Origin of the sequence: Paraburkholderia sp. CHISQ3 (genome assembly GCF_030464945.1) — a bacterium.
GTDB classification, from domain to species: Bacteria; Pseudomonadota; Gammaproteobacteria; order Burkholderiales; family Burkholderiaceae; genus Paraburkholderia; species Paraburkholderia megapolitana.
On record NZ_JALPRG010000004.1, the window covers coordinates 464,962 to 489,517 of the forward strand.

Here is a 24,556-nt window from a genome sequence, read left to right on the forward strand (position 1 = left end):
ATGTATCCGGCTTTGTGTGACAAAACACCGTGGCGGCTTCACCGGTCCATCCAGTACCGCCGATGCGTGTCCCGATACCGTTCGAGCGACAGCGTCGTACCGGACGCCTCGATTCGCACCGCGCCGTCCGTATCGCTGCGCGTGAGCTCGATGTGGCGTGCCTCGTAGCGCGCAAACACACCCGGATGCGGATGACGAAAACGGTTGCGATAGCCTACCTGAAATATGGCGATCAGCGGATCGATCGTGTCGAGGAACGGCTCAGTCGATGAGGTCCGGCTACCGTGATGCGGTACCAGCAGCACCTGGGCGCGCAGCGCGTCGGGATCGCGGGCGAGCAGCGTGCGTTCGATGGGCGCCTCGATATCGGCGGCAAGCAGTGCCGTGAGTGCAGACGTCGGGTTGGCCGCATAGCCGTGGCCAGCGTGCCCAGTGCGCCCGGCGGTACGGATGCGCAGCACACAGCACTGATCGTTCGGGTTCGCTCGCAACCGCCGCTCATCGGGCCACAGGATTGTGAAATCGACACCGTCCCATTGCCAGCGCTGCCCTGCTGCACACTGCACACGCTCGGCGCCGACCTTGCGCGCCTGCGCCCACAACGCATGTCGCTGCGGCAGCGACGCGAGCAGTTGCCGGACCTCGACGCCGTCGAGCACCGCCGGTGCGCCGCCCGCATGATCGGAATCCTCATGGCTGACCATGAGCGCATCGAGCGCCGTGACGCCCTGCGCCTGCAAAAACGGCACGACGACACGCTCGCCGGCATGCGTCGATTCCGGCCCGGGCCCCGCATCGAACAGCAGAGCGTGATGGGCGGTCTCGACGAGCACCGAATTACCCTGGCCGATGTCGAGCGCGGTCAACCGGAATGCACCGTGCGGCGGACCGGACGGCGGCGGCAACAGTAACGGCAGCCACGCGATCGGACCTGCCCAGCGCAACGGCCAGCCACGCGGCGCGAGACACCAGGCAACGCCCGCCGTCGCGCACACGAGTGCCCATGGGCCCGGTCGCGGCAGATGCCAGACCGCCCACGTGGGCGTGGCGAGCCAGTGCAGCACGACCGATTGAATGCGCAGCAACGCGTCCGCGACCTGGAACGCCCATGCATCGAGCGGCATGGGCAGTACCGCGCCCGCTAGCACCACGGGCGTGACGAGCAGGCTCATCCACGGGATCGCGAAGGCGTTTGCAACGGGACCAACCAGTGGAATCTGCGAGAACCAGTAGAGCGTGAGCGGCGCGAGAGCGATCGTCACCGCGAGCTGTATGTGCGTGCTGTCGTGCACATACGCGGCAAACGCGTGCGCGCAACGTTGCCATGCCCGGCGCAGCGGATGCACCGGTGCCGCATCGGGATCGTGCGGTAGCCGCACGCGACGCCGTGGCCCGGACACCGCGAACAGGATTGCCGCGACCGCGCAAAACGACAGCCAGAATCCTGGCGACAACACCGCCCACGGGTCGGTCAGCAGTACGAGTCCGAGCGCCCACGCGAACACCACCGACGACGCCAGCCTGCGTCCGCCGACGAACGCCAGCGCGGCAATCGCCAGCATCCATAGCGCGCGCTGCGCCGGTACGTTGAATCCCGCCAGCGCCGCATGAAACACGGCGAACAACGCGCCGCCCAGCGCCGCGATCTTCTGCGCCGGCACGCGCAGCGGCCAGTACCGGCCGACGAATGCCGAGCGCCGCCACAAGCTGCCCGCGAACCATGCGGCAAAGCCCGCCACGAGGCCGATATGCAGGCCCGAGATTGCGATCAGGTGGTTGGTGCCGGTGTTGCGCATCGAGGCCCAGTCGGCAGTGCTGACTGCGTCCTGTGCGCCGATTGCCAGTGCAATGACAATGCCGCGATGCGGCGCGTCCGCGAGCACGGTATCGATGCGGGCGCGTATCGCGGCCCGCCAGCGGTTGATGGTCACGCCGATGCCCGATGCGTTTCCGGCGAGCAGCAACGCATGCTCCGGCACGCTGACGTAACCGGTCGCGCGAACGTTGCGGGCGAGTAGCGTCGCCTCGCCATCGCGCACGCCGAAATTCGCAGTGCTGTGCGCTCGCTTGAGACGCACCGGCAAACGCCAACGCGAACCGGGTTCCAGTACCGGCGGTGGCGTATCGCGCGCGATCCACACCAGCTGGATCGTCTTCGGAAACCTGACAATCGGCGCGCTCGCGGATTCGACTTCGAACAGAAACCGCGAAGCGATCTTGTCGCGCGAAGGCAGCCCCACCACGTAGCCGCTCACCTCGATATCGCGACTTTCCCATGCTGCCGGCAACGCGACTGCTAGACGCAGTTCGGCGCGCCACGCCGCATAGCCGAAGCCGCTGCACGCGGCGGCGAAAATCAACGCGCCCCACCCCGCGTGGGCCCACCGACGTGCATCAACAGACACGCGAGCGCGGCGACGCACGATCGTCCACGCTCTAACCGCAACCGTGACGCCGGACAGCCATGCGAGCACGAGCACACACCAGCCCATCATCGAAGGTAGTGCAGCCTGTTGCTGCAAACCGATCACACCCAACACAAAACCGCACCACACTGCCCGCACTCGCCCTCCTCCCCGATCACTGGCTGTGGCACCTGGGTCCAGGATTCGAGCACTCGCGCTTCACGCAAGCGAGCGCAATCGACGCGGTCTGCACCGCGAGACTGCATCGCAAACCGCGTACGCAGGTGAACAGCTACCGCCGATTATGCGGAGGAACGCGCGAGCCGGGGCAACGCGGCATGCGCGTTAGCCGTTGTGCCTAGTGCGAGCTCCTCTTCGCTGAGTCCTCGCAGTTGCGCGAGACTCGCGCCGATGCGGGGGATCTGATCGGGTGTGTTGCGTTGCTTGTAGAGCCACGCTGGAGAGATATCGGGTGCGTCGGTCTCGACGACGAGTGCATCGAGCGGCAACTGTTCGGCGAGGCGGCGGATCTGCAACGCACGTTCGAACGTCACATTGCCCCCAAAGCCGAGATGAATGCCCTGATCGATATAGGCTTGTGCCTGCTGGAAACTGCCGTTGAACGCGTGCGCGATGCCGCGATGAATACCGTGCCGGCGCAGCCCTTTCAACACCTGGTCCTGCGATTTACGCACATGGCAAATGGCCGGCAGAGCGAATTCGCGGGCCAGCTTCAGTTGTTCGTCGTAGAAGAACTGCTGGCGCGCATCGTCGAGGTCTGGCACGAAATAGTCGAGGCCGATTTCACCGAGGCCGATAAAGAGCGGATCGTCGAGACTCGCTTCGATTTCCATCCGCAGCACCTCGAGGTCCGCTTCCTGCGCGCGTGGCGTGAAGAGCGGATGGATACCGAGCGCATACGCACCGCCCGCCACGCGATGCGCGAGCGCGCGCACGGTCGCGAAGTTTTCGCGCATCACACCGGGAATGACGATCCGCGCCACGCCCGCCTCGTGCGCCGCCGCGGCGACCGCATCGCGGTCCGCGTCGAACTCGGATGCATCGAGATGGCAATGCGTATCGATCCACATGCGCGGCCGGCTCCGGAAGGTCAGGCAGAAACGACGGGCTCCTCGTGCAGCACGCCGTCGCGCAGACGCATGATGCGGTCGCAGCGACCCGCGAGATCGGGGTCGTGTGTGACGATCACGAAGCTCGTGTTGAGCGTGTTCGAGAGTTCGAGCATCAGGTTGAACACGGTGTCCGCGGTGCCGCCGTCGAGGTTGCCGGTCGGCTCGTCGGCGAGTACGCAGGCCGGTTTCGTGACTAGCGCCCGCGCCATTGCAACGCGCTGGCGTTCGCCGCCCGACAGTTCGCCTGGCCGATGCTTGGCCCGGTTCGCGAGACCGACGCGATCGAGCATCTCCAGCGCCTCGCGGCGCGCCACCTCGGTGGTCAGACGGCGGATGCGCAGCGGCATCGCGACGTTGTCGAGCGCGGTGAATTCCGGCAACAGATGGTGGAACTGATACACGAAGCCGAGTGCGCGATTACGCAGGTCGTTACGCTCACGCTCGGTCAGCTTCGTGAACGGCCGGCCCATCACCGAGACGTGGCCGGCGCTCGGATCGTCGAGACCGCCCAGCACATGCAGCAGCGTGCTCTTGCCGGAACCCGACGCGCCGACAATCGCGAGCTTCTCGCCGCGCCGCACGCTGAGCTCGGTGTTATTGAGCACCTGTACGTTCAGGCCGCCCTGCACGAACGACTTCGAGATGCCCGTTGCTTCGAGCACGTAGGGATAATTCGCGGCATCGCCGGACATCGTATCGATCACGGAACGTTGTTTGTTATTCATAGCGGAGCGCCTCCGCGGGGCGCACTTTCGCACCGCGCCAGCTCGGGTACAGCGTCGCGAGCGACGACATCACGAATGCGATCACACCGATACGGATGACATCGCTTGCCACCAGGTCCGACGGCAATTCGCTGATGAAATACACCGACGGCGGAAGGAACTGAACGCCGAGCAGATGCTCGATCATCGGCACCAGCCACGGAATACTCCACGCAATCAGGCAGCCAAGCGCCACGCCGGTCGCGGTCCCGATGAAACCGATCGTCACGCCCTGCACGACGAAGATTTTCATGATCGAGCGTGGCTGCGCACCGAGCGTACGCAGGATCGCGATGTCGGCCTGCTTGTTCGTCACTGTCATCACCAGCGACGACACCAGGTTGAACGCAGCGACCGCGATGATCAGCGTGAGGATGACGAACATCATGCGTTTCTCGATCTGCACCGCGGAGAACCATGTCTTGTTCTGCTGGGTCCAGTCGCGGATATATAGATCGCCAGACAATGTGCGCGCCAGTTGATGCGCGACTTCAGGCGCGCGCTGCATGTCCTTCAATCGCAATCGCACGCCGGTTGGTGCCGGCAATCGGAACAGAGCCTGCGCATCCTGGATGTTGATCAACGCGAGCGTGCTGTCGTACTCGTAATGCCCCGATTCGAACACACCGACAACTGTGAACTGTTTCAGGCGCGGCAGCATGCCGGCGGGTGTTATCGTGCCCTCCGGTGCAACGAGCGTGATCTTGTCGCCCTTGCGTACACCGAGATTCGATGCGAGGTCGGCGCCGAGCACGATGCCGAAGTCGCCCGGCGTCAGTGAGTCGAGCGTGCCCTGCTTCATGTCCTTGCCGATGTCCGAGACCTGCGGCTCCAGCGACGGCTCGACGCCGCGCAGCGCGACCCCGCTGACCGCGTCCGAGCGCGTAAGCAGCGCCTGCGCATCGACGTACGGCGCAGCACCGATCACCTCATGATTGAGCCGCGCTTCTTTCGCGGTGAGCTGCCAGTCCGGCATCGAGCCGGTCGGCGAAAAGATCTCGACGTGCGCAAGCACCGACAGCATCCGGTCGCGCACCTCTTTCTGGAAGCCGTTCATCACCGACAGCACGACGATCAGCGCGGCCACGCCGAGTGCGATACCCGACATCGATACGAGCGCGATGAACGAGATGAAGCCGTTGCCGGTCGTGCGTTTGCCGGCGCGGGTATAGCGCCAGCCAATCTGCCATTCGTAGGGAAATTTCAAGCGAATCCTTGTCTGCTGTTCTGCGGCCCATCTGCGATCATGGCCGCGGCCCTCTGCTGCTTATGTTATCCGTGTACCGAGCCGGGGTCCTGTTATGGGCTTCCGGAACTTTGGGTAGACGGTTTCTCTCGTCGGGGTTCGTACCACCTGAACGCCTTGATGCTTGGGTTAGCGCAAGCCCCTGATGGTTCCTTGGAAACCACTCCAGTCGTCGTGCGGGCTTCCTTGCGGGCGCACCGGAGCAACGACAACCACCGTTACCACCGATCAACCGCGAAGTTTGCCATACAATGCGCAGCATCATGCATGTTGACCGTCTTCATCTCCTCCTGCCTTTCACGCTGCCTGCGGCCGCCGACGCTTCCACCGCCCTGTCCGGCTCCAGCCATCCGGCCCATCCAGCGATAGACCGGCTGGTCGCGCGGGCAAGCGAGGTCGAACGGGTCATCGGGGAAGACTTTCAGCGCACGCTGCCGCACGAGCGCTGGGTCGCGCAGCAATTCGGCGCAGTCCCCGGCAACGCAACCGCCGCCGACGAAGCCCCGCTCGCGCCTTACATGCTGCGCGCCGACGGCGGCGATCCGGGCAACGCAACGTGGGCCTGTGTGCAACCGGTCCATGTACGGATCGCGCACGACCACCTCGTCCTGATCGACCCCGCCTCGCTCGACCTCACCGACGACGAAGCCGCCGCATTGCTCGCCGTTGCGCGACCGCTGATCGAAGAACTCGGTGTACGCATCGAAGCACCGAACCCGCTGCGCTGGTATCTGTCGGGCGATGGTTTCGGCACGCTGGCCGGTGCGTCGCCGCTGCGCGCAAGCGGTCGCAACATCGAAATCTGGTTGCCGCACGAAGCGCATACCGGCGCGCGCTCGCGTGCATGGATGAAGCTGCAGAACGAAGTCCAGATGGCGTGGTTCGAACATCCGGTCAACGAAGCCCGCGAAGCGCGCGGGCTGCCGGCCGTCAATTCGATCTGGTTTCATGCGCAAGGCACAGCGCAACCGGTGACAAGCCCGTTCGCACAGGTTCTGTCCAATGCCGCGGCAACCCGTGGGCTCGCGCTCACCGCCCACGTCGCGGTGGATGCCGCGCCGGTTTCGCTGGAAGCACTCAAGGCAGGCGCGCAACATGGCGCAGACGCGGCACCGGGCACGACGCTCGTCGAACTCGACCCGCTCTCGGCGCCGTACATCGAGCAGGACTGGGCGCGCTGGAACGACGGTTTCGCCGCGCTCGAGCGCGACTGGTTCGCGCCCGCGCTCACCGCGCTGGAAAGCGGCCAGTTGCATGAGCTTGGCATGACGCTCTGCGGCGATACCGGTTCGGTGACGCTCGCCGTGCGCCGCGGCGATCTGCGCAAATTCTGGCGGCGGCGCATGTTCGCGTCGCTTTTCATCGAATGAAGTTCCGACTGTCTCACGGCCTCACTGCATGACTCGAATCGTTACGCGCACGTGCTCTCCCGCCGACGCTGAAGTACTGACCCGCCACGGCCTGCATCCGGTGCTCGCGCGGCTCTATGCGGCGCGCGGCGTCTGCCAGCCCGACGAACTCGAAACGGGCCTCGCGCGGCTGGTGCCGCCCGCCGCGCTGCGCGGCTGCGAGGAGGCAGCCGTGCTGCTCGCCGATGCGCTCGAAAGCCGGCGCCGCATGCTGGTCGTTGCGGACTACGACTGCGACGGCGCGACCGCCTGTGCGGTGGCGGTACGCGGCCTGCGCATGTTTGGCGCGCAGATCGACTACCTGGTGCCGAACCGCTTCGAATACGGCTACGGCCTCACGCCGGAAATCGTCGCGCTCGCCGCCGCGCGACCGGCCGGCAAACCCGATCTGTTGATTACCGTCGATAACGGCATCGCGAGTGTAGACGGCGTCGAGGCGGCCAACGCGCTCGGCATCGACGTACTCGTCACCGATCACCACTTGCCCGGCGACACGCTGCCCGCCGCGCGCGCGATCGTCAACCCGAACCAGCCGGGTTGCACGTTCCCGAGCAAGTGCATCGCCGGCGTCGGAGTGATGTTCTACGTGCTGCTCGCGTTGCGCGCCGAACTGCGCAAGCGCGGCGCATTCGACGAAACGCAGCCCGAGCCGCGTCTGGACGGCCTGCTCGATCTCGTCGCGCTCGGCACCGTCGCGGACGTCGTGAAGCTCGACGGCAACAACCGCGTACTCGTCGCGCAAGGGTTGCAGCGTATCCGTAAAGGCCGCATGCAACCGGGCATCGCCGCGCTGTTTCGCGCGGCCGCGCGCGACGCGCGCAGCGCCTCGGGTTTCGATCTCGGCTTCGCGCTCGGTCCGCGGCTCAACGCGGCTGGCCGGCTGTCGGACATGTCGCTTGGCATCGAATGCCTGACCACCGACGATATCGGCCGCGCCTGGGAACTCGCGCAACAACTCGACGGCATGAACCGCGAGCGGCGCGAAATCGAGGCCGGCATGCAGCAGCAGGCGCTCGCGGATCTTTCGACGGTGGACCCGGCAGGCGCGGCGACAATCACCCTGTTCAACCCAGGTTGGCACCAGGGCGTGATCGGGATCGTCGCGGGTCGGTTGAAAGAGAAATTTCACCGGCCGTCGTTCACGTTCGCGCCCGCCGACGAGAGCGGTACGCTCGTCAAAGGCTCCGGCCGCTCGATTCCGGGCTTCCACCTGCGCGACGCAGTCGATCTGATCTCGAAGCGGGAGCCGGGGCTGATTGTGAAGTTCGGCGGCCATGCGATGGCGGCTGGCATGACGATCGCGGCCGCCGACGTGCCACGCTTTTCGGCGGCCTTCGAAGCGATCGGTCGCGAATGGCTGAGCGAAGACGCGCTCGCGCGCATCGTCGAAACCGACGGCGATCTCGAAGACGCGTATTTCACACCGCAATTCGTCGCGCTGCTCGACGCGGCCGTATGGGGCCAGGGCTTTCCGGCGCCGGTGTTTTCGGGCGAGTTCGAAATTGCGTCGCAGGCGCTCGTCAAGGACAAGCATCTGAAGCTGCAACTGCTGCGCGGCCGGCAACGCTTCAATGCGATCTGGTTCAACCACACCGAATCGTTGCCGGCCCGCACGACGCTCGCGTACCGTCTGACCAGCGATATGTGGAACGGCGTGTCGCGGGTGCAACTGATCGTCGAGCACGCGGCGGGCTGACTGGCGCTACGTGCCGTAGTGATTACGGCACGTAGCGCACGATAAAAACCCCGAAAAAACCGCCAAACCCCGCAACAGACAGCCTCGCCGGGACGGCTGCGCGCCCCCGATGCGCTATAATTTCCCCCTTTTACAGCAGCGGAAAGCAAGAAGACCGACATGGAAGCGGAACGCCAGAATTCAATCGAAAGCTCCCTCGCGGACCTGCGCCAGCGCGCAGGCGAGCTACGGGGGTATCTTTGACTACGACGCCAAGGCCGCGCGTCTAGCCGAAGTCAACAAGGAACTCGAAGACCCCGACGTCTGGAACGACTCGAAGCACGCACAGGGGCTCGGTAAGGAAAAGAAACTGCTCGAAGGCGTGGTGCACACGCTGACCGCACTCGACGGCGATCTGCGCGACGCGCAGGACCTGTTCGACATGGCGCGCGAGGAAAACGACGAGGACACGCTCGTCGCCTGCGAAACCGACGCAGCCGCACTCGAACAGCGCGTCGCCGACATGGAATTCCGCCGGATGTTCTCGAACCCGGCCGATCCGAACAACGCGTTTCTCGACATCCAGGCCGGCGCCGGCGGCACCGAAGCCTGCGACTGGGCCGCCATGCTGCTGCGCCAGTATCTGCGCTACTGCGAACGCAAAGGTTTCAAGGCCGAAGTGCTCGAAGAGTCGGAAGGCGACGTCGCTGGCATCAAGAATGCGACGATCAAGATCGAAGGCGAATACGCGTATGGTTTCCTGCGTACGGAAACCGGTATTCACCGGCTCGTGCGCAAGTCGCCGTTCGATTCGTCGGGTGGTCGGCATACGTCGTTCTCATCGGTGTTCGTCTACCCGGAAATCGACGATTCGATCGAAGTCGACATCAATCCGGCCGATCTGCGCATCGACACGTATCGCGCTTCGGGCGCGGGTGGACAGCACATCAACAAGACCGATTCGGCCGTGCGGATCACGCACCTTCCGTCGGGCATCGTCGTGCAATGCCAGAACGACCGCTCGCAGCACCGCAACCGCGCCGAAGCGATGGCGATGCTGAAATCGCGTTTGTACGAAGCCGAAATACGTAAGCGCCAGGCCGAGCAGGACAAGCTCGAATCGAGCAAGACCGATGTGGGCTGGGGCCATCAGATCCGTTCGTACGTGCTCGACAACAGCCGTATTAAAGATCTGCGCACCAACGTCGAAATCAGCAATACGAAGAGCGTGCTCGACGGCGACCTCGATCCATTCATCAGCGCGAGCCTGAAACAGGGCGTTTGATGTGCCTGCACGGCGGGAATCACTTTGCACGCAGTGTTGCCTGTATCGTGATCCTCGCCGGCTGAAGTCCAGCACCGCCGCTGCCCCGAGTCCGCGCCTGTAGACGCACTACCCCTGTCGTTGCGGGACCTTCCCGACTACCGAACCATCATGACCGAACCGAATCAGCCGAACGCCGCGCCCGAACCGGACGAAAACAAGATCATCGCCGAGCGTCGCGAGAAACTGCGCGAACTGCGTGAACAGGGCGTCGCCTACCCTAACGATTTCCGCCCCACACATCACGCCGACGATCTGCAGACGCAGTACGCCGAGACCGACAAAGAGGCGCTCGAAGCGAAGCCGCTCGAAGTCGCGCTTGCCGGCCGCATGATGCTCAAGCGCGTGATGGGCAAGGCCAGCTTCGCCACCGTGCGCGACGGCTCGGGCCAGATCCAGTTCTTCATCACGCCGGCTGACGTCGGCCAGGAAACCTACGACGCGTTCAAGAAGTGGGACCTCGGCGATATCGTCGCGGCGCGCGGCGTGCTGTTTCGCACTAACAAGGGCGAACTGTCGGTGCGCTGCACCGAACTGCGCCTGCTGACGAAGTCGCTGCGTCCGCTGCCGGACAAGTTCCACGGCCTCGCCGATCAGGAAACGAAGTACCGCCAGCGCTACGTCGACCTGATCGTCACGCCCGAAACGCGCAAGACCTTCGTCGCGCGCACGAAGGCGATGTCGTCGATCCGCAAGTTCATGGCCGACGCCGACTTCATGGAAGTCGAAACGCCGATGCTGCACCCGATCCCCGGCGGCGCAACAGCCAAGCCGTTCGTCACGCATCACAACGCGCTCGACATGCAGATGTTCCTGCGCATCGCGCCAGAGCTGTACCTGAAGCGACTGGTGGTGGGCGGCTTCGAGCGTGTGTTCGAGATCAACCGGAATTTCCGTAACGAGGGCGTCTCGGTGCGCCACAATCCGGAATTCACGATGATCGAGTTCTACGCGGCGTACACCGATTACACGTGGATCATGGACTTCACCGAGCAACTGATCCGCCAGGCCGCCGTCGATGCGCTCGGCAGCGCGACCATCAGCTACCAGGGGCGCGAACTCGATCTGTCGAAGCCGTTCCATCGTCTGACGATCAATCAAGCGATTCAAAAGTTCGCGCCGCAGTACACCGACGCGCAACTCACTGACGACGCATTCCTGCGCGCCGAACTGAAGAAGTTCGGTGTCGATGCGTCGCAGCCGCAGTTCCTCAATGCGCGCGTCGGCGCGTTGCAACTGGCGCTGTTCGAAGAGACCGCCGAAGCGCAACTGTGGGAGCCGACCTTCATCGTCGACTATCCGCTCGAGGTGTCGCCGCTCGCGCGCGCGTCGGACAAGTTCGACGGTATTACCGAGCGCTTCGAGCTGTTCATCACCGGGCGCGAAATCGCCAACGGCTTCTCGGAGCTCAACGATCCGGAAGACCAAGCGGCACGCTTCAAGAAGCAGGCGGACCAGAAAGAAGCCGGCGACGAAGAAGCGATGTACTACGACGCCGACTACATCCGCGCGCTCGAATACGGGATGCCGCCGGCCGGTGGCTGCGGCATTGGCATCGACCGTCTGGTGATGATGCTCACCGACAGCCCGAGTATCCGCGACGTGATCCTGTTCCCGCATCTGCGCCGCGAAGACTGACGCAGCATTCTTGCTGAATGCATGACGAGGGCGGCCGGTTCACACCGGCCGCCCTTCTTTCTTTTGATGACGCTTTGTAACTATCGGTAAATGCCTCGCGATACCGCTGCACAAGTCGCCCAAATGGGCCTGCGCCGAGGTTCGGAATCGCTGGAAATTCAAGGCTCTATCTACTGCCGGCTGTTTCGCCGCATTTTCCGTGCAGTACGCACCCAGGAATTGGTTACAAATTGAAACCCGTCCAGAACGCCTGTGTCGGACACTGATCGTCGTAACAATCGACTCTGCTTGAGACGGAGGCCACTCATGGACCCTATGAACACTATCCAGCCCCCCGAAAAACGCCGCATGCATCCGCTCGTCGCAACCGCGGCGGGCGCCGTTCTCGTCGCCAGCCTCGCTGCGACGGCCGCGGTGACCGGGCTCTTCCCGACGGCATCGAGCAACGATGCGCAGAATAATCAAACGCAGGCGGCTCAGGTTGCGCAACAGCCGGTTGTCAATCCTGCTCAGCCAGCCAATCCGGCGATGTACGCGCAACAACAACCGCAGCAGCAGGTACAAGCGCCGCCGCAACAGCAGCAGTACGCTGCGCAGCAAGCCCCGCAGTCTGGGCAGCAGCAGTACGCGCAACAGCAGCCCGCCCAGCCCGCTTACTGTTCGAGCTGCGGCACCGTTGAAGCGATCTCGGCGGTCCGTCAGGAAGGCCACGGAACCGGCATTGGCGCGGTCGGCGGCGCCGTTGCCGGCGGTCTGGTCGGCAACCAGTTCGGCCGTGGCGGCGGCCGTACGGCGATGACAGTCCTTGGGGTGCTTGGCGGCGGTCTGGCCGGCAACACGGTGGAGCGCCATCTGCGCAGCACGACCGCGTATTCGGTGCGGGTGCGGATGGAAAGCGGCAAGGCGCGCTACTTCACGTACCACGACGCGCCGCCGTTCCAGCAAGGCGAGCGCGTGCAGATCGAGCACGGCACGCTCGTCGCAATGAACTAGGTTTGTTGCTGGCGGCGGCATGCGCCGCCGCCAGCTTTATCTACGCTACCCGCAAGCAACAAGGCGATCCCTTTTCGGGGGATGTAAATCCAGATCGCCGAAAATCCCCTACCCCCGATATACCTGCTGGCCGACCCGTCGGGATAATCGGCTGCGGCTTGTCCGTCATTCCAGAAATACGGCATGGTTTCTTGCCTGCCCTTTGTCGATCCATTTGATGCTAAAATTGATGCTCATCGTCATCACTTGGAGTGATCGTGCGAACTACCGTCACCGTCGACGACCTGCTCTACACGCGTGCCCTCGAACTCGCTGAACCCGGAATCAGCGCAGCGGATCTCTTCCGCGAAGCCCTGGAGACGTTCGTCCGGATCCAGGCTGGCAAGCGCCTTGCCGCGCTCGGTGGCCACGCACCCGAGATGGCCGAGATTCCGCGGCGGCGTCCAGACGGGACGTCCCGATGAACGTCCTGATCGATACCTCGGTCTGGGTGGATCATTTCCGGCGCTCCAACGCCGAGCTGCAGCAGCTTTTGCGAGTTGACGTTTGCGTCACGCACCCCCTGGTTGTCCTCGAACTGACCTGCGGCACACCGCCGGAGCCGCGCGCACAGGTACTCAGCGATATCGCCCTGCTACGCCAGACGCGACTGGCCACACACGCCGAGGTGGCGGGCCTGATCGAGCGTGAGCGTTTATATGGACTGGGATGTGGTGCGGTGGACTGCACCTTGCTGGCGTCGACGCTATTGACGCCGGACACGCGATTCTGGACGCTGGACCAGCGTCTCAGACGGCTGACCGAACGGTTCGACGTGTGCTACGTGCCGCGTGTGCACTGAAGTTTTTCTGAAGGGCCGAGAGGGCCAAAGTTGTTTGCACCGCGCAGACAGACTGCGCGGCTCGCGTACTCTACTCAATAGTCGGCGTCTTCGATCCACGCCGCCTGAATCGCTTCGAGAATCTTCTCGTTCGAGCGGTTAGGATCGTCGTCGAAGCCTTCCAGCTCCATCACCCAGCGGTGCAGATCGGTGAAGCGCACCTGCTGCGGATCGATATCCTGGTGCTTGTCGGTCAACGCCATTGCGATCTCTTGCGTGTCGGTCCACTTCATGGCTGCTCGCTCCTGTTAGTGATTTTCCTTCGCATGGTTGATCGAGTACCGCGGAATCTCCACCACGAGATCTTCGCCTTCCGGCACGAGCGCCTGGCACGACAGGCGCGATTCGGGCTCGAGCCCCCACGCCTTGTCGAGCAGATCGTCTTCGTCTTCTTCCGAAGGCGTCAGCGTATTGAACCCTTCGCGAACGATCACGTGGCACGTCGTGCATGCGCACGATTTCTCGCACGCGTGTTCGATCTCGATGCCATTATCCAGCAGATTGTCGCAGATGCTCTTGCCCGGCACAGCATCGATCACCGCGCCCTCGGGGCACAGTTCGACGTGAGGCAGCACAACGATTTGAGGCATACGTATTCCGTTTATCCGTGAGGCGCGGCCGCCGCAACCGGCTCCGCGTCATTTTACTGGCAGCGCGCGACGTTCTCGTTGCAGCGCGCGGCTGTGATTGTGATGCGCCGGACCGGCTTACTTGCGCCATCCGGCAACCGCTACTTGCGCCTAGATCTCGTCGAGCTTGCGTCCCGCGAGCGCGCGGCGAATGCCCTTGTTCATGCGACGGGCGGCGAATTCGTCGGTGGCTTCGGCGAGCGTGCGGGTCGCGTGTTCGATGACGTCGGTGTCGTCGCCCTGCGCTACCGCACGCAATGCAGCCAGATGCGTGTCGAGTTCGGCGCGTTCGGTGTCGTCGAGTAGCTCGCCGTCGGCGGCAAGTGCCGCGTCGGTCGCTTCGAGCAGGCGCTGCGCCTCGACCTGCGCCTCGCGCAGCGCCCGCGCGCGCATGTCGACTTCGGCGGTCTTGAAGCTGTCTTCGAGCATCCTCGCGACGTCGTCATCGGCGAGACCATACGACGGCTTCACGACCACCGATGCCTCGACACCCGACAACTGCTCGCGGGCAAACACCGACAGCAGCCCATCCGCATCGACCTGATACGTCACACGAATTCGCGCGGCGCCCGCGGCCATCGGCGGAATGCCGCGCAGTTCGAAACGCGCGAGCGAGCGGCAATCGGACACGAGTTCGCGCTCACCCTGCACGACGTGAATCGCCATCGCCGTCTGGCCGTCCTTGAACGTCGTGAAGTCCTGTGCACGCGCTACAGGAATCGTCGAGTTACGCGGAATGATTTTCTCGGTCAATCCGCCCATCGTCTCGACGCCGAGCGACAACGGAATCACGTCGAGCAGCAGCCAGTCGTCGCCGTCCGCGCCGCGGTTACCCGCCAGTAGATCGGCCTGGATTGCTGCGCCGAGCGCCACGACGCGGTCCGGATCGAGGTTGATCAACGGCGGCTGGCCAAAAAAGGCTTCAACCGCGCGGCGGATCACCGGCATCCGCGTCGCGCCGCCGACCAGCACCACGCCCTTGATCCCCGCCGTCGTTACCTTCGCATCGCGCAGCGCTTTCTTCGTCGGGCCGAGCGTGCGCTGTACAAGCGCGCGCGTGATGGTTTCGAAGGTTCCTTCATTGATCGCCAGATCGAGTTGCGCGCCACTCGACAGCGGCACCGAAAGCGTTAGATACGGCGTATCGGTCAGCGCTTCCTTCGTCTCGCGCATCCTGTCGAGCAGTCCGCGTACGTCTTCCGGCGTGAGCGTGTCGGGCGCGATATCGGCCTGCTCGAGTGCGTAGCGATACAGCGCCTGGTCGAAATCGTCGCCGCCGAGTGCCGAGTCGCCGCCGGCGGCCAGCACTTCGAACACACCCTTGGTCAGCTTGAGGATAGACAGGTCGAACGTGCCGCCGCCCAGGTCGTACACCGCGTAGAGCCCTTCCGAACCGTTGTCGAGCCCATAGGCAATCGCCGCCGCGGTCGGCTCGTTGAGCAGACGCAGGACGTTGAGACCTGCGAGGCGCGCCGCATCCTTGGTTGCCTGGCGCTGCGCTTCGTCGAAATATGCGGGTACGGTGATCACCGCGCCGACGAGTTCGTCGCCGAGCGTGTCTTCGGCGCGCTGGCGCAATGTCGCGAGAATTTCCGCCGACACTTCGACCGGGCTCTTCACACCATCGACGGTGCGAATCTGCACCATGCCCGGCGCGTCGACGAAATCGTACGGCGCGTTCTCCGCGCCTTCCACTTCGTGCTTGCCGCGCCCCATGAAGCGCTTGACCGAGACAATCGTGTTGCGCGGGTCGATGGCGGCTTCGGCCTTCGCAACGCGGCCGATACGCCGCCCGCCCTTCTCCAGGTAGCGCACCACCGACGGCAACAGCGCATGGCCATCCTCGTCGGGCAGCACGTCGGGCACGCCGCTACGTACGGCCGCCACCAGCGAATTCGTGGTACCGAGGTCGATGCCGACTGCGAGGCGCCGCTGGTGCGGTGCCGGCGCCATGCCGGGTTCGGAGATTTGCAGTAAGGCCATCTGTGATCTTCTTCGGAATCGTTCGATTCACCCGCGTGAATCGCGTTGCTGTTTGGGGGCGCCGAGTGTCGGGTCAGGCTTCGAGCCGCTCGATCTGCGTGTCGATCTCCGCCGCGACGCGCTCGATGAACATCAGTTGCCGCACCGCTTCGCTCGCCGCCTGATCGGCACCACTGTCGAGCAGCGCCGCGAGCTTCGTGAAGCGCACGCGCTCTTCGTCGCGCAGTTCGGCAAGCAAGGCGTCGAGCGCGTCGACATTCTTCGCGCCTGCTGCATCTTCGATGCCTTCGCGCCACTCCATCTGCTGCATCAGGAACGCCGGCTCCATCGCCGTATTGTTCTCGGCACCGACATCGATACCGCGCAGCGTCAGCAGGTAGGTCGCGCGCCGCAGCGGATCGCGCAGCGTCTGATACGCCTCGTTCGTGCGCGTCGCCCACTGCATCGCGATGCGCTTTTGCGCATCGCCGGCAGCGGCGAAACGGTCGGGATGCACCTGCGCCTGCACGGTGCGGTATGCGTCGTCGAGCGTGCGCATGTCGAGCGTGTAGCGTGCCGGCAGATTGAAGAGATCGAAGTGGCTGTCGTTCAGCGAGGCCATCGTGTACGTCGTCGCGTGGTTCGGTTTGGAGTGAGCGGAAGAAGCAGACCGTGTAGCGAGGAAGCGGGCAAATTAAAAAGGCGGCCCACGCCGCCTTTTTGCCGCACCCCGCGGACTTATACGCGGAACGATTCGCCGCAGCCGCACTCGTCCTTCACGTTCGGGTTATTGAACTTGAAGCCTTCGTTCAGCCCTTCGCGCGCGAAGTCGAGTTCCGTGCCGTCGATATAGGCAAGGCTCTTCGGATCGACAATGATCTTCACGCCGTTGCACTCGAACACTTCGTCTTCAGGCGCGAGCTCATCCACGTACTCGAGCTTGTATGCAAGCCCCGAACACCCGGTCGTACGCACGCCGAGCCGCAACCCGACGCCCTTGCCGCGGCGTACCAGGTACTTCTGCACGTGCTGTGCTGCCTTTTCCGTCAACGTAATTGCCATAGCGTTTCTCATTGCTCCACTTCGCATCGTGACGCCGGATACGGGACCCGGTCGCACGTGCCACAGCCCTGCCAACTCGTATCTGCGTTCAGACCGCGCGCTTACGCCGCCTGCTTGTCGCCAGTTGCTTCGGCTTCGCCGCCGTGACGCTGGCGGTAATCCGCAACGGCTGCCTTGATCGCGTCTTCCGCGAGGATCGAGCAGTGGATCTTCACCGGCGGCAGCGCAAGCTCTTCCGCGATCTGCGTGTTCTTGATCGACATCGCCTGATCCAGCGTCTTGCCCTTCACCCATTCGGTGACGAGCGAGCTCGAAGCGATCGCCGAACCGCAGCCGTACGTCTTGAACTTCGCGTCTTCGATCACGCCGTCCGCACCGACGCGGATTTGCAGCTTCATCACGTCGCCGCACGCCGGCGCGCCGACCATGCCGGTGCCGACTGCATCGTCGTCTTTCGCAAACGAACCGACGTTGCGCGGGTTTTCGTAATGGTCCAGAACCTTGTCGCTATAAGCCATGATTACACTCCTTGATTCGTTTCAACCTGCATTCGATCCTGCGTAGCGCGTCAGTGCGCGGCCCACTGGATCGTCGAAATATCGATGCCGTCCTTGTGCATTTCCCACAGCGGCGACAGGTCGCGCAATTTCGCAATCTTCGACTTCAGCAGGTTGATCACATAGTCGACGTCCTGCTCGGTCGTAAAGCGGCCCACTGTGAAGCGGATCGAGCTGTGCGCCAGCTCGTCGTTGCGGCCGAGCGCGCGCAACACATACGACGGCTCCAGCGAAGCAGACGTGCACGCCGAACCCGACGACACCGCAACGTCCTTGACCGCCATGATCAACGACTCGCCTTCGACAAAATTGAAGCTGATATTCAGGTTGTGCGGAACGCGCTTGTCCATCTCGCCGTTCACGTAGACCTCTTCCATCTCCGACAGGCCGCGCAGCAAGCGGTCGCGCAACATGCGGATGCGTTCGTTTTCCGTCGCCATCTCTTCACGCGCGATACGGAACGCTTCGCCCATCCCGACGATCTGATGCGTCGCGAGCGTACCGGAGCGCATGCCGCGCTCGTGGCCGCCGCCGTGCATCTGCGCCTCGATCCGCACACGCGGCTTGCGACGCACGTACAGCGCACCGATGCCCTTCGGACCATACGTCTTGTGTGCCGAGAACGACATCAGGTCGACCTTCAGCTTCTGCAGATCGATCTCGATCTTGCCGGTCGCCTGGGCGGCATCGACGTGGAAAATAATGCCTTTTTCACGACAGATTTCGCCGATCGACGCGATATCCTGAATCACACCGATCTCGTTGTTCACCGACATCACCGACACCAGGATCGTGTCCGGGCGCAGCGCGGCCTTGAACACGTCGAGATCGATCAGACCGTCGTCCTTCACGTCGAGATAGGTGACCTCGAAGCCTTCGCGCTCGAGTTCGCGGCAGGTATCGAGCACAGCCTTGTGCTCGGTCTTCACCGTGATGATGTGCTTGCCCTTGCTCTTGTAGAAGTGCGCCGCACCCTTGATAGCAAGGTTGTCCGATTCCGTCGCGCCCGAGGTCCAGATGATCTCGCGCGGATCGGCGTTGACGAGCGCTGCGACGTTTTCGCGCGCTTCCTCGACGGCACGCTCCGCATCCCATCCGTACGAATGGCTGCGTGAAGCGGGGTTGCCGAACTGCTCGCGCAGATACGGAATCATCTTGTCCACCACGCGCGGGTCGACCGGGGTCGTCGCGCTGTAGTCCATATAGATGGGCAGATGGGGGATATCGTTATTCATCAGTTGCTCCGGGGACATATTTGTTCTGGACTCTGCATTCCGGGTTCGCTCTATGGCGTCCTCAGGAACCGGCCATATTGAAAACAGAATTCGGTCCTTTGGGCACCGCGCGCACCGTTTCGGTCGCGGGCGCCTCGCTGCGCCTGTCGCGCAGCACAGCAGGCGCGCTTTCACGCGAACGCTGCTGGTCGACCAGATCTTTCAGCGACACCGAATCGAGGTACTCGACCATCTTCTGGTTCAGCGTCGACCACAGTTCATGCGTCATGCAGTGGCCATCGTGCTGCTTCGTACCTTCGCAGGTGCCCTTGCCGCCGCATTGGGTCGCATCGAGCGGCTCGTCGACGGCAATGATGATGTCCGCAACCGTCACGTTCTCCGCGCGGCGGGCGAGATTGTACCCGCCTCCGGGCCCGCGCACCGACTCGACAATTTCGTGGCGGCGCAACTTGCCGAACAGCTGCTCGAGGTAGGACAAGGAGATGTGCTGGCGCTGGCTGATACCCGCAAGCGTCACCGGGCCCTGCTCCTGGCGCAGTGCCAGGTCTATCATCGCCGTGACGGCGAAACGGCCTTTCGTGGTGAGTCTCATAATGGTGTGGGAGTCCGCAATTCTCGACAATTTTCGTCAAGTATAAATACATGAGCGTTTTAGTCAAGTATCCCTATCGCGAATTGGGTCATTACTTAACAAAACCCGTTTTGAACCAGTTGAACTATGTCTGGAGCAACTGCGGCCGCAATGCCGCCACCAGCCCGCGGCACGCCGCTTCGCACTGATCGAGCACCTGCTCGAAACCGGCCGCGCCGCCGAAATAGGGGTCGGTGACCTCGCGTGCCCCCGCCCAGCGGCGGTCCGTTTCCGGCACGAACTCCATCAGCAGGCGGATCTTGTCGCGTTGCGCGGGCGGGCAGAGCTTGCGCAGCGCGCTCACATTGGCGTCGTCCATCGCGATCAGCAGATCGAATCGCTCGAAGTCCGCGACATCGATCTGCCGGCCCCGCAAAACCGACAGGTCGTAGCCGCGCTGGCTGGCTGCACGCTGCGCGCGCTCGTCGGGGGCTTCGTCGACATGCCAGTCGCCCGTACCCGCCGAATCGACGTGGATGCGCTCGCCAAGCTTCGCTTCGATGAGTTGATGCCGCATCACGCCCTCGGCGGTCGGGGAACGGCAGATGTTCCCGAGACAGACAAAGCAGATGGCGATCGTTTTCATCGGGCGGCTATTGGATGGTCTTTGTGCGGCTACGCCGCAGAGGTGAAATACAGCTAAAAATAAGTGCCGCGATTATACAAAGGTCCACACAGACGTGCCCGGTGCTGCCCGCACCGGACACGTCTGTACTATCAGGAAGAAGCAGGCAGCGGCATTGCCACTGCGCGCATCGGTTTCAGGGTCGTGCCTGCATCGTCGTCGACGAGCCCGAACGATACGGTGCGTGCCAGTTCGGCAGTTAGTTGATTGGCCGCGAGCGGCGCCTGCGATGTGCGCGATCCCACTTCGCTACACACATGAAGCACGGCCGCCGTGGCGAGCGGTACAACGATGGCCAGTGGCCAGTACATCGATATTGTCTTTCTCATGATGCTCTTCTCTTCGGTCGACGCCAGGAGTTCGTGACCCACTGCGCCTCAGTTAAATCATAAACGGAGAGGCAATCCGGAAAAACCCGTGTAACCAGAATACAGTGTTGCGTCGGCACGAACAGTGACGCCCCGGCGGCAACGCCCTTCGCGATCGGGATCGGGAGCCGGAGCGCGGTCGAGAGAAAACTTACAAAGTCATACAGACGTAATGAGGTTGTCAGTGGAAAATCAGGACAGACCTCCTCTTCCGGACTGCATCGATGCCCTTTCACCTGAAACGTCTCGCTCCCCTTGCCGGCCTCGCACTTGCTGCGCTGCTGGGCGGATGCGCCGCCTACCCGGACGGCTCACCCGTGTATGGCGACTATGGCAATCCGGGTTATGGCGACGGTGCACCGTACGGCGGCGTACCGGTGCAATCGAATGTGTATCTGGGCTACGGCGGTGGCGGCTATTCAGGACCGTCGTACTACGGTGGGCGCGGTTATGGCGACCGGCCCTACTGGAACGGCAACGACCGGCGACGTCCCGACGACGGCGGCTGGCGCAGACCCGACGGAGGCGGACAACGCGGCGGGCAGCCGCAAGGCAATCCGCAAGGTGGTGGGTGGCACGGCAATCCCGGCAACGGGCGCCCGAACAATCCACCGCCACAAGCCGGCAACGGCAGGGGAAATGGCGGCCGCGGAAACAGCGGCAGCGCCTGCGGCAATTACGGTAACAACTGTGGCGGCGGCAATGGAGGCAATGGGAACAATCAGTGGACGCCGCTGGGCAGGCAGCACTGACAACGCCCTGCGGCGCTCAACCGAGATGGCTGCGCTGCGCCTTATATAGCTCGCGGAACGTCCGTCCAACCGGCGCCGGCATATCGCGTGTATTGGTCCAGCCGCCGCCTAGCGGCAACCGGGCGATCGCGCGCTTCTGCCCGCCCATTTTCTCGAGCACGCGCACAGCAAGTTTCGTGAGCAGCGCGTACGCATCGGGATGTAGCACGAGATATCCCCACACGGCGAGCCCGACCCGCTCACGCCACGGGCGCAACCGCCGCTCCACCTGTTTCTCGCGCAACTTGCGCAGCAGATCGGAGAGCGGGATCCCCACCGGGCAGACGCTGTTGCATTCGCCGCATAGCGTCGCGGCCTGCGGCAGGTCGAGCGCATTGTCGATACCGACATAGCTCGGCGTCAGCACCGACCCCATTGGCCCCGGATAGACCCATCCGTAAGCATGGCCGCCGACCTTCTGATACACCGGGCAGTGATTCATGCACGCGCCGCAGCGAATACAGCGCAGCATCTCCTGAAAGTCGCCGCCAATCAGCCCCGTCCGCCCGCCATCGACGAGCACGACATACATATGTTCGGGACCATCCTGATCGTCCGGTCCACGCGGGCCTGTGAGTAGCGAGAAATAGTTCGACGTCGCCTGCCCGGTCGCCGAGCGCGGCAGCAACCGCATCGCCGTGGCGAGATCTTCGAGCGTCGGCAGGACCTTCTCGATGCCCGTAATCGCGACGTGCACGCGCGGCATCACTGTGCACATGCCCTCATTGCCTTCGTTGGTGACGATCGCCACCGACCCCGTCTCCGCGATCACGAAGTTGCCGCCCGTCACACCCATGTCGGCGGTCATGAAATGCGGGCGCAGCACCTCGCGTGCTTCGCGCGTCATTGCGGGGATTTCCGTGAGTCGCGGCCGCTGATGCGTCTTCGCAAACAGATCGGCGATCTCGTCCTTATCCTTGTGCACGACCGGCGCAATGATGTGGCTCGGTGGCTCGTTGTCGTTGATCTGCAGAATGTATTCGCCAAGATCGGTCTCGATGGACTGCACGCCCATTTCACCGAGCACCGCATTCAGCCGCATTTCCTCCGACACCATCGACTTCGTCTTGATGACCTTCTTCACGTCATGCCGACGCGCGATGTCGGCGACGATCTGCGCTGCCTGCTGGGTCGTTTCCGCGAACAGCACCGTGACACCGCGGCGGCTCGCCTCGCGCTCGAAGGTTTCGAGCCAGACGTCGAGATTTTCGAGCGCGCGGTCGCGGCGCGCTTTCAGCGCGTCGCGGGTGGCCGCGAAATCGATCGCAGTGATCGCTTCGGCACGCGCGGAAACGAATTTGGTCGACAGCTTCGTGAGGTTCTGCTGCAGACGCTGATCGGCGAGCTTCTGGCCTGCGCGCGCCTTGAACTGCATCGATTGAACTTGCATGGCGGCCCTGAAGAAATCGTGGAAGACGTAGGGATGCGAACGCAGCCGCGCGACGATCAGGCGTCGCCGGCGAGTACCTGCGCAATATGCAGCACGCGCGTCGTCGTGTCGCCGGTACGACGCAGGCGGCCTTCGATATTCAGCATGCAGCCGAGATCGCCCAGCACCACCGCCCCCACACCGCTCGCGCTGATGTTCGCGCATTTCTCGTCGACGATCGCCGTGGAGATGTCACCGTACTTCACCGCAAACGTGCCGCCGAAGCCGCAGCAGTGCTCGCAGCCCTTCATTTCCGTCACCGGCACACCAGCCTGCGCAAGCAGTGCGCGCGGCTGGGTCTTCACACCCAGTTCGCGCAAGCCCGAACACGAGTCGTGATAAGTCACCGGCCCGGCAAAACCGACATCCGTCAGTTCGATCTTCGCGACATTGACGAGGAAATCGGTCAGCTCGAACACCTTCGGTCGCAGCCGGTTATAGCGGTTCATCAACTCGGGATCGTCGCGGAACAGATCGCCGTAATGCGCGCGGATCATGCCGCCGCACGATCCGGACGGGACCACGAGATAGTCGAACTGTTCGAACTCGCGCACCGCTTTCTCGGCGAGATCGCGCGCGATGCGGCGCTCGCCGGAGTTGTAAGCCGGTTGCCCGCAGCAGGTCTGTGCGGGTGGCACGATCACCTCGAAGCCGGCGCGTTCGATCAGCTTGATCGTCGAGAAGCCGATTTCCGGGCGCATCAGGTCGATCAGGCAAGTGACGAACAATCCGACTCGCATGGGGCCTCCTTCGGGGGAACGTTACCGATTATGCGTTGTTTGATACGCGATGATACGCGACACCCACGGCGGACATACACGCGGGAGGAACCGCGCAGATTCGAATGCCGCCTCGGATGGCGTTCGCTTTTTTCACCATACGAGATACAATCAATTTCCGCTGTTTGACGCGTCAACTGATTATTCCCCATGAGCGAAACGAACCCGGATCCCAAGACTTCGATCCAGGTGATCGAGCGCATGATGCGCCTGCTGGATGCCCTCGCGGCGCACAGCGACCCGGTCAGCCTGAAAGAACTTGCGCTGCGCACCGAGCTGCATCCTTCCACGGCGCACCGCATCCTCAACGATATGGTCACGTGCCGGCTGGTCGATCGCTCGGACCCGGGCACCTATCGGCTGGGCATGCGGCTTCTCGAACTCGGCAATCTGGTGAAAGCGCGTTTGTCGGTGCGCGATGCGGCGTTGATGCCGATGCGCGAACTGCATCGGCTGACCGGGCAAACGGTCAATCTGTCGGTGCGCCAGGGCGACGAGATCGTGTATATCGAGCGCGCTTACTCGGAACGCTCGGGCATGCAGGTGGTGCGTGCGATCGGCGGACGTGCGCCGTTGCATCTGACGTCGGTCGGCAAGCTGTTCCTCGCTGCAGATGAAGCCACGCGCGTACGCGCCTATGCGACTCGCACCGGTCTGTCGGGTCACACGCAGAACAGCATCACCGACCTCACCAAACTCGAACGCGAACTGACACACGTGCGCCAGCATCTGTACGCACGCGATAACGAAGAACTGGAACTGGGCGTGCGCTGCATCGCCGCGGGTATCTACGACGATACCGGCAAGCTGGTTGCCGGACTCTCGCTGTCGGCCCCGGCGGATCGTCTGCAGGATTCGTGGCTCGGTCAGGTCAGCAAGACGGCGTTTGTGATTTCGGAATCGCTTGGCTATCACATCGATGCAGCACAAAAGACGCACAACCTGCACGGTCACGCGCAGCATCCCGCCTGATTCGTTTAACGCAAGCGGTGAAACAAAAGAGCCTCGCATTGCGAGGCTC

25 protein-coding genes are annotated in these 24,556 nt (G+C 63.4%); 9 read left to right on the top strand and 16 right to left on the bottom strand.

Annotation, left to right across the window (positions count from 1 at the left end; all coding sequences use genetic code 11):
• Window positions 1-38: 38 nt before the first annotated feature.
• The 4 genes from M0D65_RS12005 to M0D65_RS12020 form a co-directional block, all read right to left on the bottom strand.
• Window positions 39-2,564: a DNA internalization-related competence protein ComEC/Rec2 gene (locus M0D65_RS12005; protein WP_266252841.1), complete on the bottom strand. Its 2,526-nt coding sequence runs from the start codon at window positions 2,562-2,564 to the stop codon at window positions 39-41.
• Window positions 2,565-2,707: 143 nt separating this feature from the next.
• Window positions 2,708-3,496, bottom strand: a complete 789-nt coding sequence (locus M0D65_RS12010; protein WP_266252842.1) for a TatD family hydrolase — start codon at window positions 3,494-3,496, stop codon at window positions 2,708-2,710.
• 20 nt (window positions 3,497-3,516) lie between these two features.
• Window positions 3,517-4,263 carry a lipoprotein-releasing ABC transporter ATP-binding protein LolD gene (gene lolD / locus M0D65_RS12015; protein ID WP_091014212.1) on the bottom strand — a complete coding sequence of 249 codons (747 nt, stop codon included), beginning with the start codon at window positions 4,261-4,263 and terminating at the stop codon, window positions 3,517-3,519.
• The gene (locus M0D65_RS12020) at window positions 4,256-5,509 is read right to left on the bottom strand and encodes a lipoprotein-releasing ABC transporter permease subunit (protein ID WP_091014215.1); all 1,254 of its coding nucleotides are present in this window, start codon (window positions 5,507-5,509) and stop codon (window positions 4,256-4,258) included. The genes lolD and M0D65_RS12020 overlap by 8 nt, the downstream gene beginning before the upstream one ends.
• Window positions 5,510-5,799: 290 nt before the next feature.
• Here M0D65_RS12020 and M0D65_RS12025 point away from each other — a divergent pair, with 290 nt between their 5' ends.
• The 7 genes from M0D65_RS12025 (at window position 5,800) to M0D65_RS12055 (ending at window position 13,428) form a co-directional block, all read left to right on the top strand.
• A complete protein-coding gene (locus M0D65_RS12025) occupies window positions 5,800-6,918 on the top strand; it encodes a regulator (protein WP_266252843.1) in 1,119 nt (372 codons plus the stop codon).
• A 28-nt stretch (window positions 6,919-6,946) separates the two neighbouring features.
• Window positions 6,947-8,653, top strand: coding sequence for a single-stranded-DNA-specific exonuclease RecJ (gene recJ, locus M0D65_RS12030; RefSeq protein ID WP_266252844.1), 1,707 nt, complete (start codon window positions 6,947-6,949; stop codon window positions 8,651-8,653).
• 159 nt (window positions 8,654-8,812) lie between these two features.
• Window positions 8,813-9,917, top strand: a protein-coding gene (gene prfB, locus M0D65_RS12035; protein WP_096716810.1) for a peptide chain release factor 2 whose coding sequence is annotated in 2 segments (ribosomal slippage) — window positions 8,813-8,893 and window positions 8,895-9,917 — 1,104 coding nt in all. Because the reading frame shifts where the segments join, the coding sequence is not laid out codon by codon here.
• A 150-nt stretch (window positions 9,918-10,067) separates the two neighbouring features.
• A complete protein-coding gene (gene lysS, locus M0D65_RS12040) occupies window positions 10,068-11,594 on the top strand; it encodes a lysine--tRNA ligase (RefSeq protein ID WP_266252846.1) in 1,527 nt (508 codons plus the stop codon).
• Window positions 11,595-11,900: 306 nt separating this feature from the next.
• A complete protein-coding gene (locus tag M0D65_RS12045) occupies window positions 11,901-12,587 on the top strand; it encodes a glycine zipper 2TM domain-containing protein (RefSeq protein WP_266252847.1) in 687 nt (228 codons plus the stop codon).
• A 257-nt stretch (window positions 12,588-12,844) separates the two neighbouring features.
• A complete protein-coding gene (locus M0D65_RS12050; protein WP_266252848.1) occupies window positions 12,845-13,051 on the top strand; it encodes a type II toxin-antitoxin system VapB family antitoxin in 207 nt (68 codons plus the stop codon).
• Window positions 13,048-13,428: a type II toxin-antitoxin system VapC family toxin gene (locus tag M0D65_RS12055; RefSeq protein ID WP_091014232.1), complete on the top strand. Its 381-nt coding sequence runs from the start codon at window positions 13,048-13,050 to the stop codon at window positions 13,426-13,428. Before M0D65_RS12050 ends, M0D65_RS12055 begins: the two co-directional genes overlap by 4 nt.
• A gap of 74 nt (window positions 13,429-13,502) precedes the next feature.
• Here the strand turns inward: M0D65_RS12055 and iscX are convergent, their stop codons facing one another.
• The 10 genes from iscX to M0D65_RS12105 all read right to left on the bottom strand — a co-directional run bounded on the left by iscX (window position 13,503) and on the right by M0D65_RS12105 (window position 20,497).
• On the bottom strand, window positions 13,503-13,700 hold the full coding sequence (gene iscX / locus M0D65_RS12060; protein WP_091014236.1) for a Fe-S cluster assembly protein IscX: 198 nt from the start codon (window positions 13,698-13,700) through the stop codon (window positions 13,503-13,505).
• A 15-nt stretch (window positions 13,701-13,715) separates the two neighbouring features.
• Window positions 13,716-14,057: an ISC system 2Fe-2S type ferredoxin gene (gene fdx, locus M0D65_RS12065; protein WP_096716814.1), complete on the bottom strand. Its 342-nt coding sequence runs from the start codon at window positions 14,055-14,057 to the stop codon at window positions 13,716-13,718.
• 150 nt (window positions 14,058-14,207) lie between these two features.
• A complete protein-coding gene (gene hscA, locus M0D65_RS12070; protein ID WP_266252849.1) occupies window positions 14,208-16,079 on the bottom strand; it encodes a Fe-S protein assembly chaperone HscA in 1,872 nt (623 codons plus the stop codon).
• A 73-nt stretch (window positions 16,080-16,152) separates the two neighbouring features.
• The gene (gene hscB / locus M0D65_RS12075; protein WP_266252850.1) at window positions 16,153-16,680 is read right to left on the bottom strand and encodes a Fe-S protein assembly co-chaperone HscB; all 528 of its coding nucleotides are present in this window, start codon (window positions 16,678-16,680) and stop codon (window positions 16,153-16,155) included.
• A 116-nt stretch (window positions 16,681-16,796) separates the two neighbouring features.
• Entirely contained in the window at window positions 16,797-17,120 is a 324-nt protein-coding gene (gene iscA / locus M0D65_RS12080; RefSeq protein WP_091014251.1) for an iron-sulfur cluster assembly protein IscA, read from the bottom strand.
• A 101-nt stretch (window positions 17,121-17,221) separates the two neighbouring features.
• Window positions 17,222-17,638, bottom strand: a complete 417-nt coding sequence (gene iscU, locus M0D65_RS12085; protein ID WP_091014254.1) for a Fe-S cluster assembly scaffold IscU — start codon at window positions 17,636-17,638, stop codon at window positions 17,222-17,224.
• A gap of 50 nt (window positions 17,639-17,688) precedes the next feature.
• Window positions 17,689-18,912 (bottom strand): IscS subfamily cysteine desulfurase, encoded by a 1,224-nt coding sequence (locus tag M0D65_RS12090; RefSeq protein ID WP_091014257.1) that lies wholly within the window; start codon window positions 18,910-18,912, stop codon window positions 17,689-17,691.
• Between the two features lie 61 nt (window positions 18,913-18,973).
• Entirely contained in the window at window positions 18,974-19,504 is a 531-nt protein-coding gene (gene iscR, locus M0D65_RS12095; RefSeq protein ID WP_091014260.1) for a Fe-S cluster assembly transcriptional regulator IscR, read from the bottom strand.
• A gap of 124 nt (window positions 19,505-19,628) precedes the next feature.
• Window positions 19,629-20,129 carry a low molecular weight protein-tyrosine-phosphatase gene (locus tag M0D65_RS12100; protein WP_266252852.1) on the bottom strand — a complete coding sequence of 167 codons (501 nt, stop codon included), beginning with the start codon at window positions 20,127-20,129 and terminating at the stop codon, window positions 19,629-19,631.
• A gap of 131 nt (window positions 20,130-20,260) precedes the next feature.
• Window positions 20,261-20,497, bottom strand: coding sequence for a hypothetical protein (locus M0D65_RS12105; RefSeq protein ID WP_266252853.1), 237 nt, complete (start codon window positions 20,495-20,497; stop codon window positions 20,261-20,263).
• 263 nt (window positions 20,498-20,760) lie between these two features.
• Between M0D65_RS12105 and M0D65_RS12110 the strand changes: the two genes are divergently transcribed.
• Window positions 20,761-21,288, top strand: a complete 528-nt coding sequence (locus M0D65_RS12110; protein WP_266252854.1) for a hypothetical protein — start codon at window positions 20,761-20,763, stop codon at window positions 21,286-21,288.
• 16 nt (window positions 21,289-21,304) lie between these two features.
• On the opposite strand, the gene M0D65_RS12115 is transcribed toward M0D65_RS12110, so the two are convergent.
• On the bottom strand, window positions 21,305-22,717 hold the full coding sequence (locus tag M0D65_RS12115; protein WP_266252855.1) for a lactate utilization protein B: 1,413 nt from the start codon (window positions 22,715-22,717) through the stop codon (window positions 21,305-21,307).
• A gap of 56 nt (window positions 22,718-22,773) precedes the next feature.
• Window positions 22,774-23,496 carry a (Fe-S)-binding protein gene (locus M0D65_RS12120; protein WP_266252856.1) on the bottom strand — a complete coding sequence of 241 codons (723 nt, stop codon included), beginning with the start codon at window positions 23,494-23,496 and terminating at the stop codon, window positions 22,774-22,776.
• Between the two features lie 189 nt (window positions 23,497-23,685).
• On the opposite strand from M0D65_RS12120, the gene M0D65_RS12125 reads away from it, so the two are divergent.
• Window positions 23,686-24,507: an IclR family transcriptional regulator gene (locus tag M0D65_RS12125; RefSeq protein ID WP_091014281.1), complete on the top strand. Its 822-nt coding sequence runs from the start codon at window positions 23,686-23,688 to the stop codon at window positions 24,505-24,507.
• Window positions 24,508-24,556 lie beyond the last annotated feature (49 nt).

Excerpts from the sequence above, each read along its gene's own strand:
- M0D65_RS12025 (WP_266252843.1), top strand. The coding sequence starts at position 5,800 with ATGCGCAGCATCATGCATGTTGACCGTCTTCATCTCCTCCTGCCTTTC.
- lysS (WP_266252846.1), top strand. The coding sequence starts at position 10,068 with ATGACCGAACCGAATCAGCCGAACGCCGCGCCCGAACCGGACGAAAAC.
- lolD (WP_091014212.1), bottom strand. The coding sequence starts at position 4,263 with ATGAATAACAAACAACGTTCCGTGATCGATACGATGTCCGGCGATGCC.
- iscX (WP_091014236.1), bottom strand. The coding sequence starts at position 13,700 with ATGAAGTGGACCGACACGCAAGAGATCGCAATGGCGTTGACCGACAAG.
- M0D65_RS12120 (WP_266252856.1), bottom strand. The coding sequence starts at position 23,496 with ATGCGAGTCGGATTGTTCGTCACTTGCCTGATCGACCTGATGCGCCCG.
- iscA (WP_091014251.1), bottom strand. The coding sequence starts at position 17,120 with ATGGCAATTACGTTGACGGAAAAGGCAGCACAGCACGTGCAGAAGTAC.
- fdx (WP_096716814.1), bottom strand. The coding sequence starts at position 14,057 with ATGCCTCAAATCGTTGTGCTGCCTCACGTCGAACTGTGCCCCGAGGGC.
- M0D65_RS12115 (WP_266252855.1), bottom strand. The coding sequence starts at position 22,717 with ATGCAAGTTCAATCGATGCAGTTCAAGGCGCGCGCAGGCCAGAAGCTC.
- iscU (WP_091014254.1), bottom strand. The coding sequence starts at position 17,638 with ATGGCTTATAGCGACAAGGTTCTGGACCATTACGAAAACCCGCGCAAC.
- recJ (WP_266252844.1), top strand. The coding sequence starts at position 6,947 with ATGACTCGAATCGTTACGCGCACGTGCTCTCCCGCCGACGCTGAAGTA.
- M0D65_RS12125 (WP_091014281.1), top strand. The coding sequence starts at position 23,686 with ATGAGCGAAACGAACCCGGATCCCAAGACTTCGATCCAGGTGATCGAG.
- M0D65_RS12045 (WP_266252847.1), top strand. The coding sequence starts at position 11,901 with ATGGACCCTATGAACACTATCCAGCCCCCCGAAAAACGCCGCATGCAT.
- M0D65_RS12105 (WP_266252853.1), bottom strand. The coding sequence starts at position 20,497 with ATGAGAAAGACAATATCGATGTACTGGCCACTGGCCATCGTTGTACCG.
- M0D65_RS12055 (WP_091014232.1), top strand. The coding sequence starts at position 13,048 with ATGAACGTCCTGATCGATACCTCGGTCTGGGTGGATCATTTCCGGCGC.
- M0D65_RS12010 (WP_266252842.1), bottom strand. The coding sequence starts at position 3,496 with ATGTGGATCGATACGCATTGCCATCTCGATGCATCCGAGTTCGACGCG.
- iscR (WP_091014260.1), bottom strand. The coding sequence starts at position 19,504 with ATGAGACTCACCACGAAAGGCCGTTTCGCCGTCACGGCGATGATAGAC.
- M0D65_RS12090 (WP_091014257.1), bottom strand. The coding sequence starts at position 18,912 with ATGAATAACGATATCCCCCATCTGCCCATCTATATGGACTACAGCGCG.
- hscB (WP_266252850.1), bottom strand. The coding sequence starts at position 16,680 with ATGGCCTCGCTGAACGACAGCCACTTCGATCTCTTCAATCTGCCGGCA.
- M0D65_RS12100 (WP_266252852.1), bottom strand. The coding sequence starts at position 20,129 with ATGAAAACGATCGCCATCTGCTTTGTCTGTCTCGGGAACATCTGCCGT.
- M0D65_RS12110 (WP_266252854.1), top strand. The coding sequence starts at position 20,761 with ATGCCCTTTCACCTGAAACGTCTCGCTCCCCTTGCCGGCCTCGCACTT.
- hscA (WP_266252849.1), bottom strand. The coding sequence starts at position 16,079 with ATGGCCTTACTGCAAATCTCCGAACCCGGCATGGCGCCGGCACCGCAC.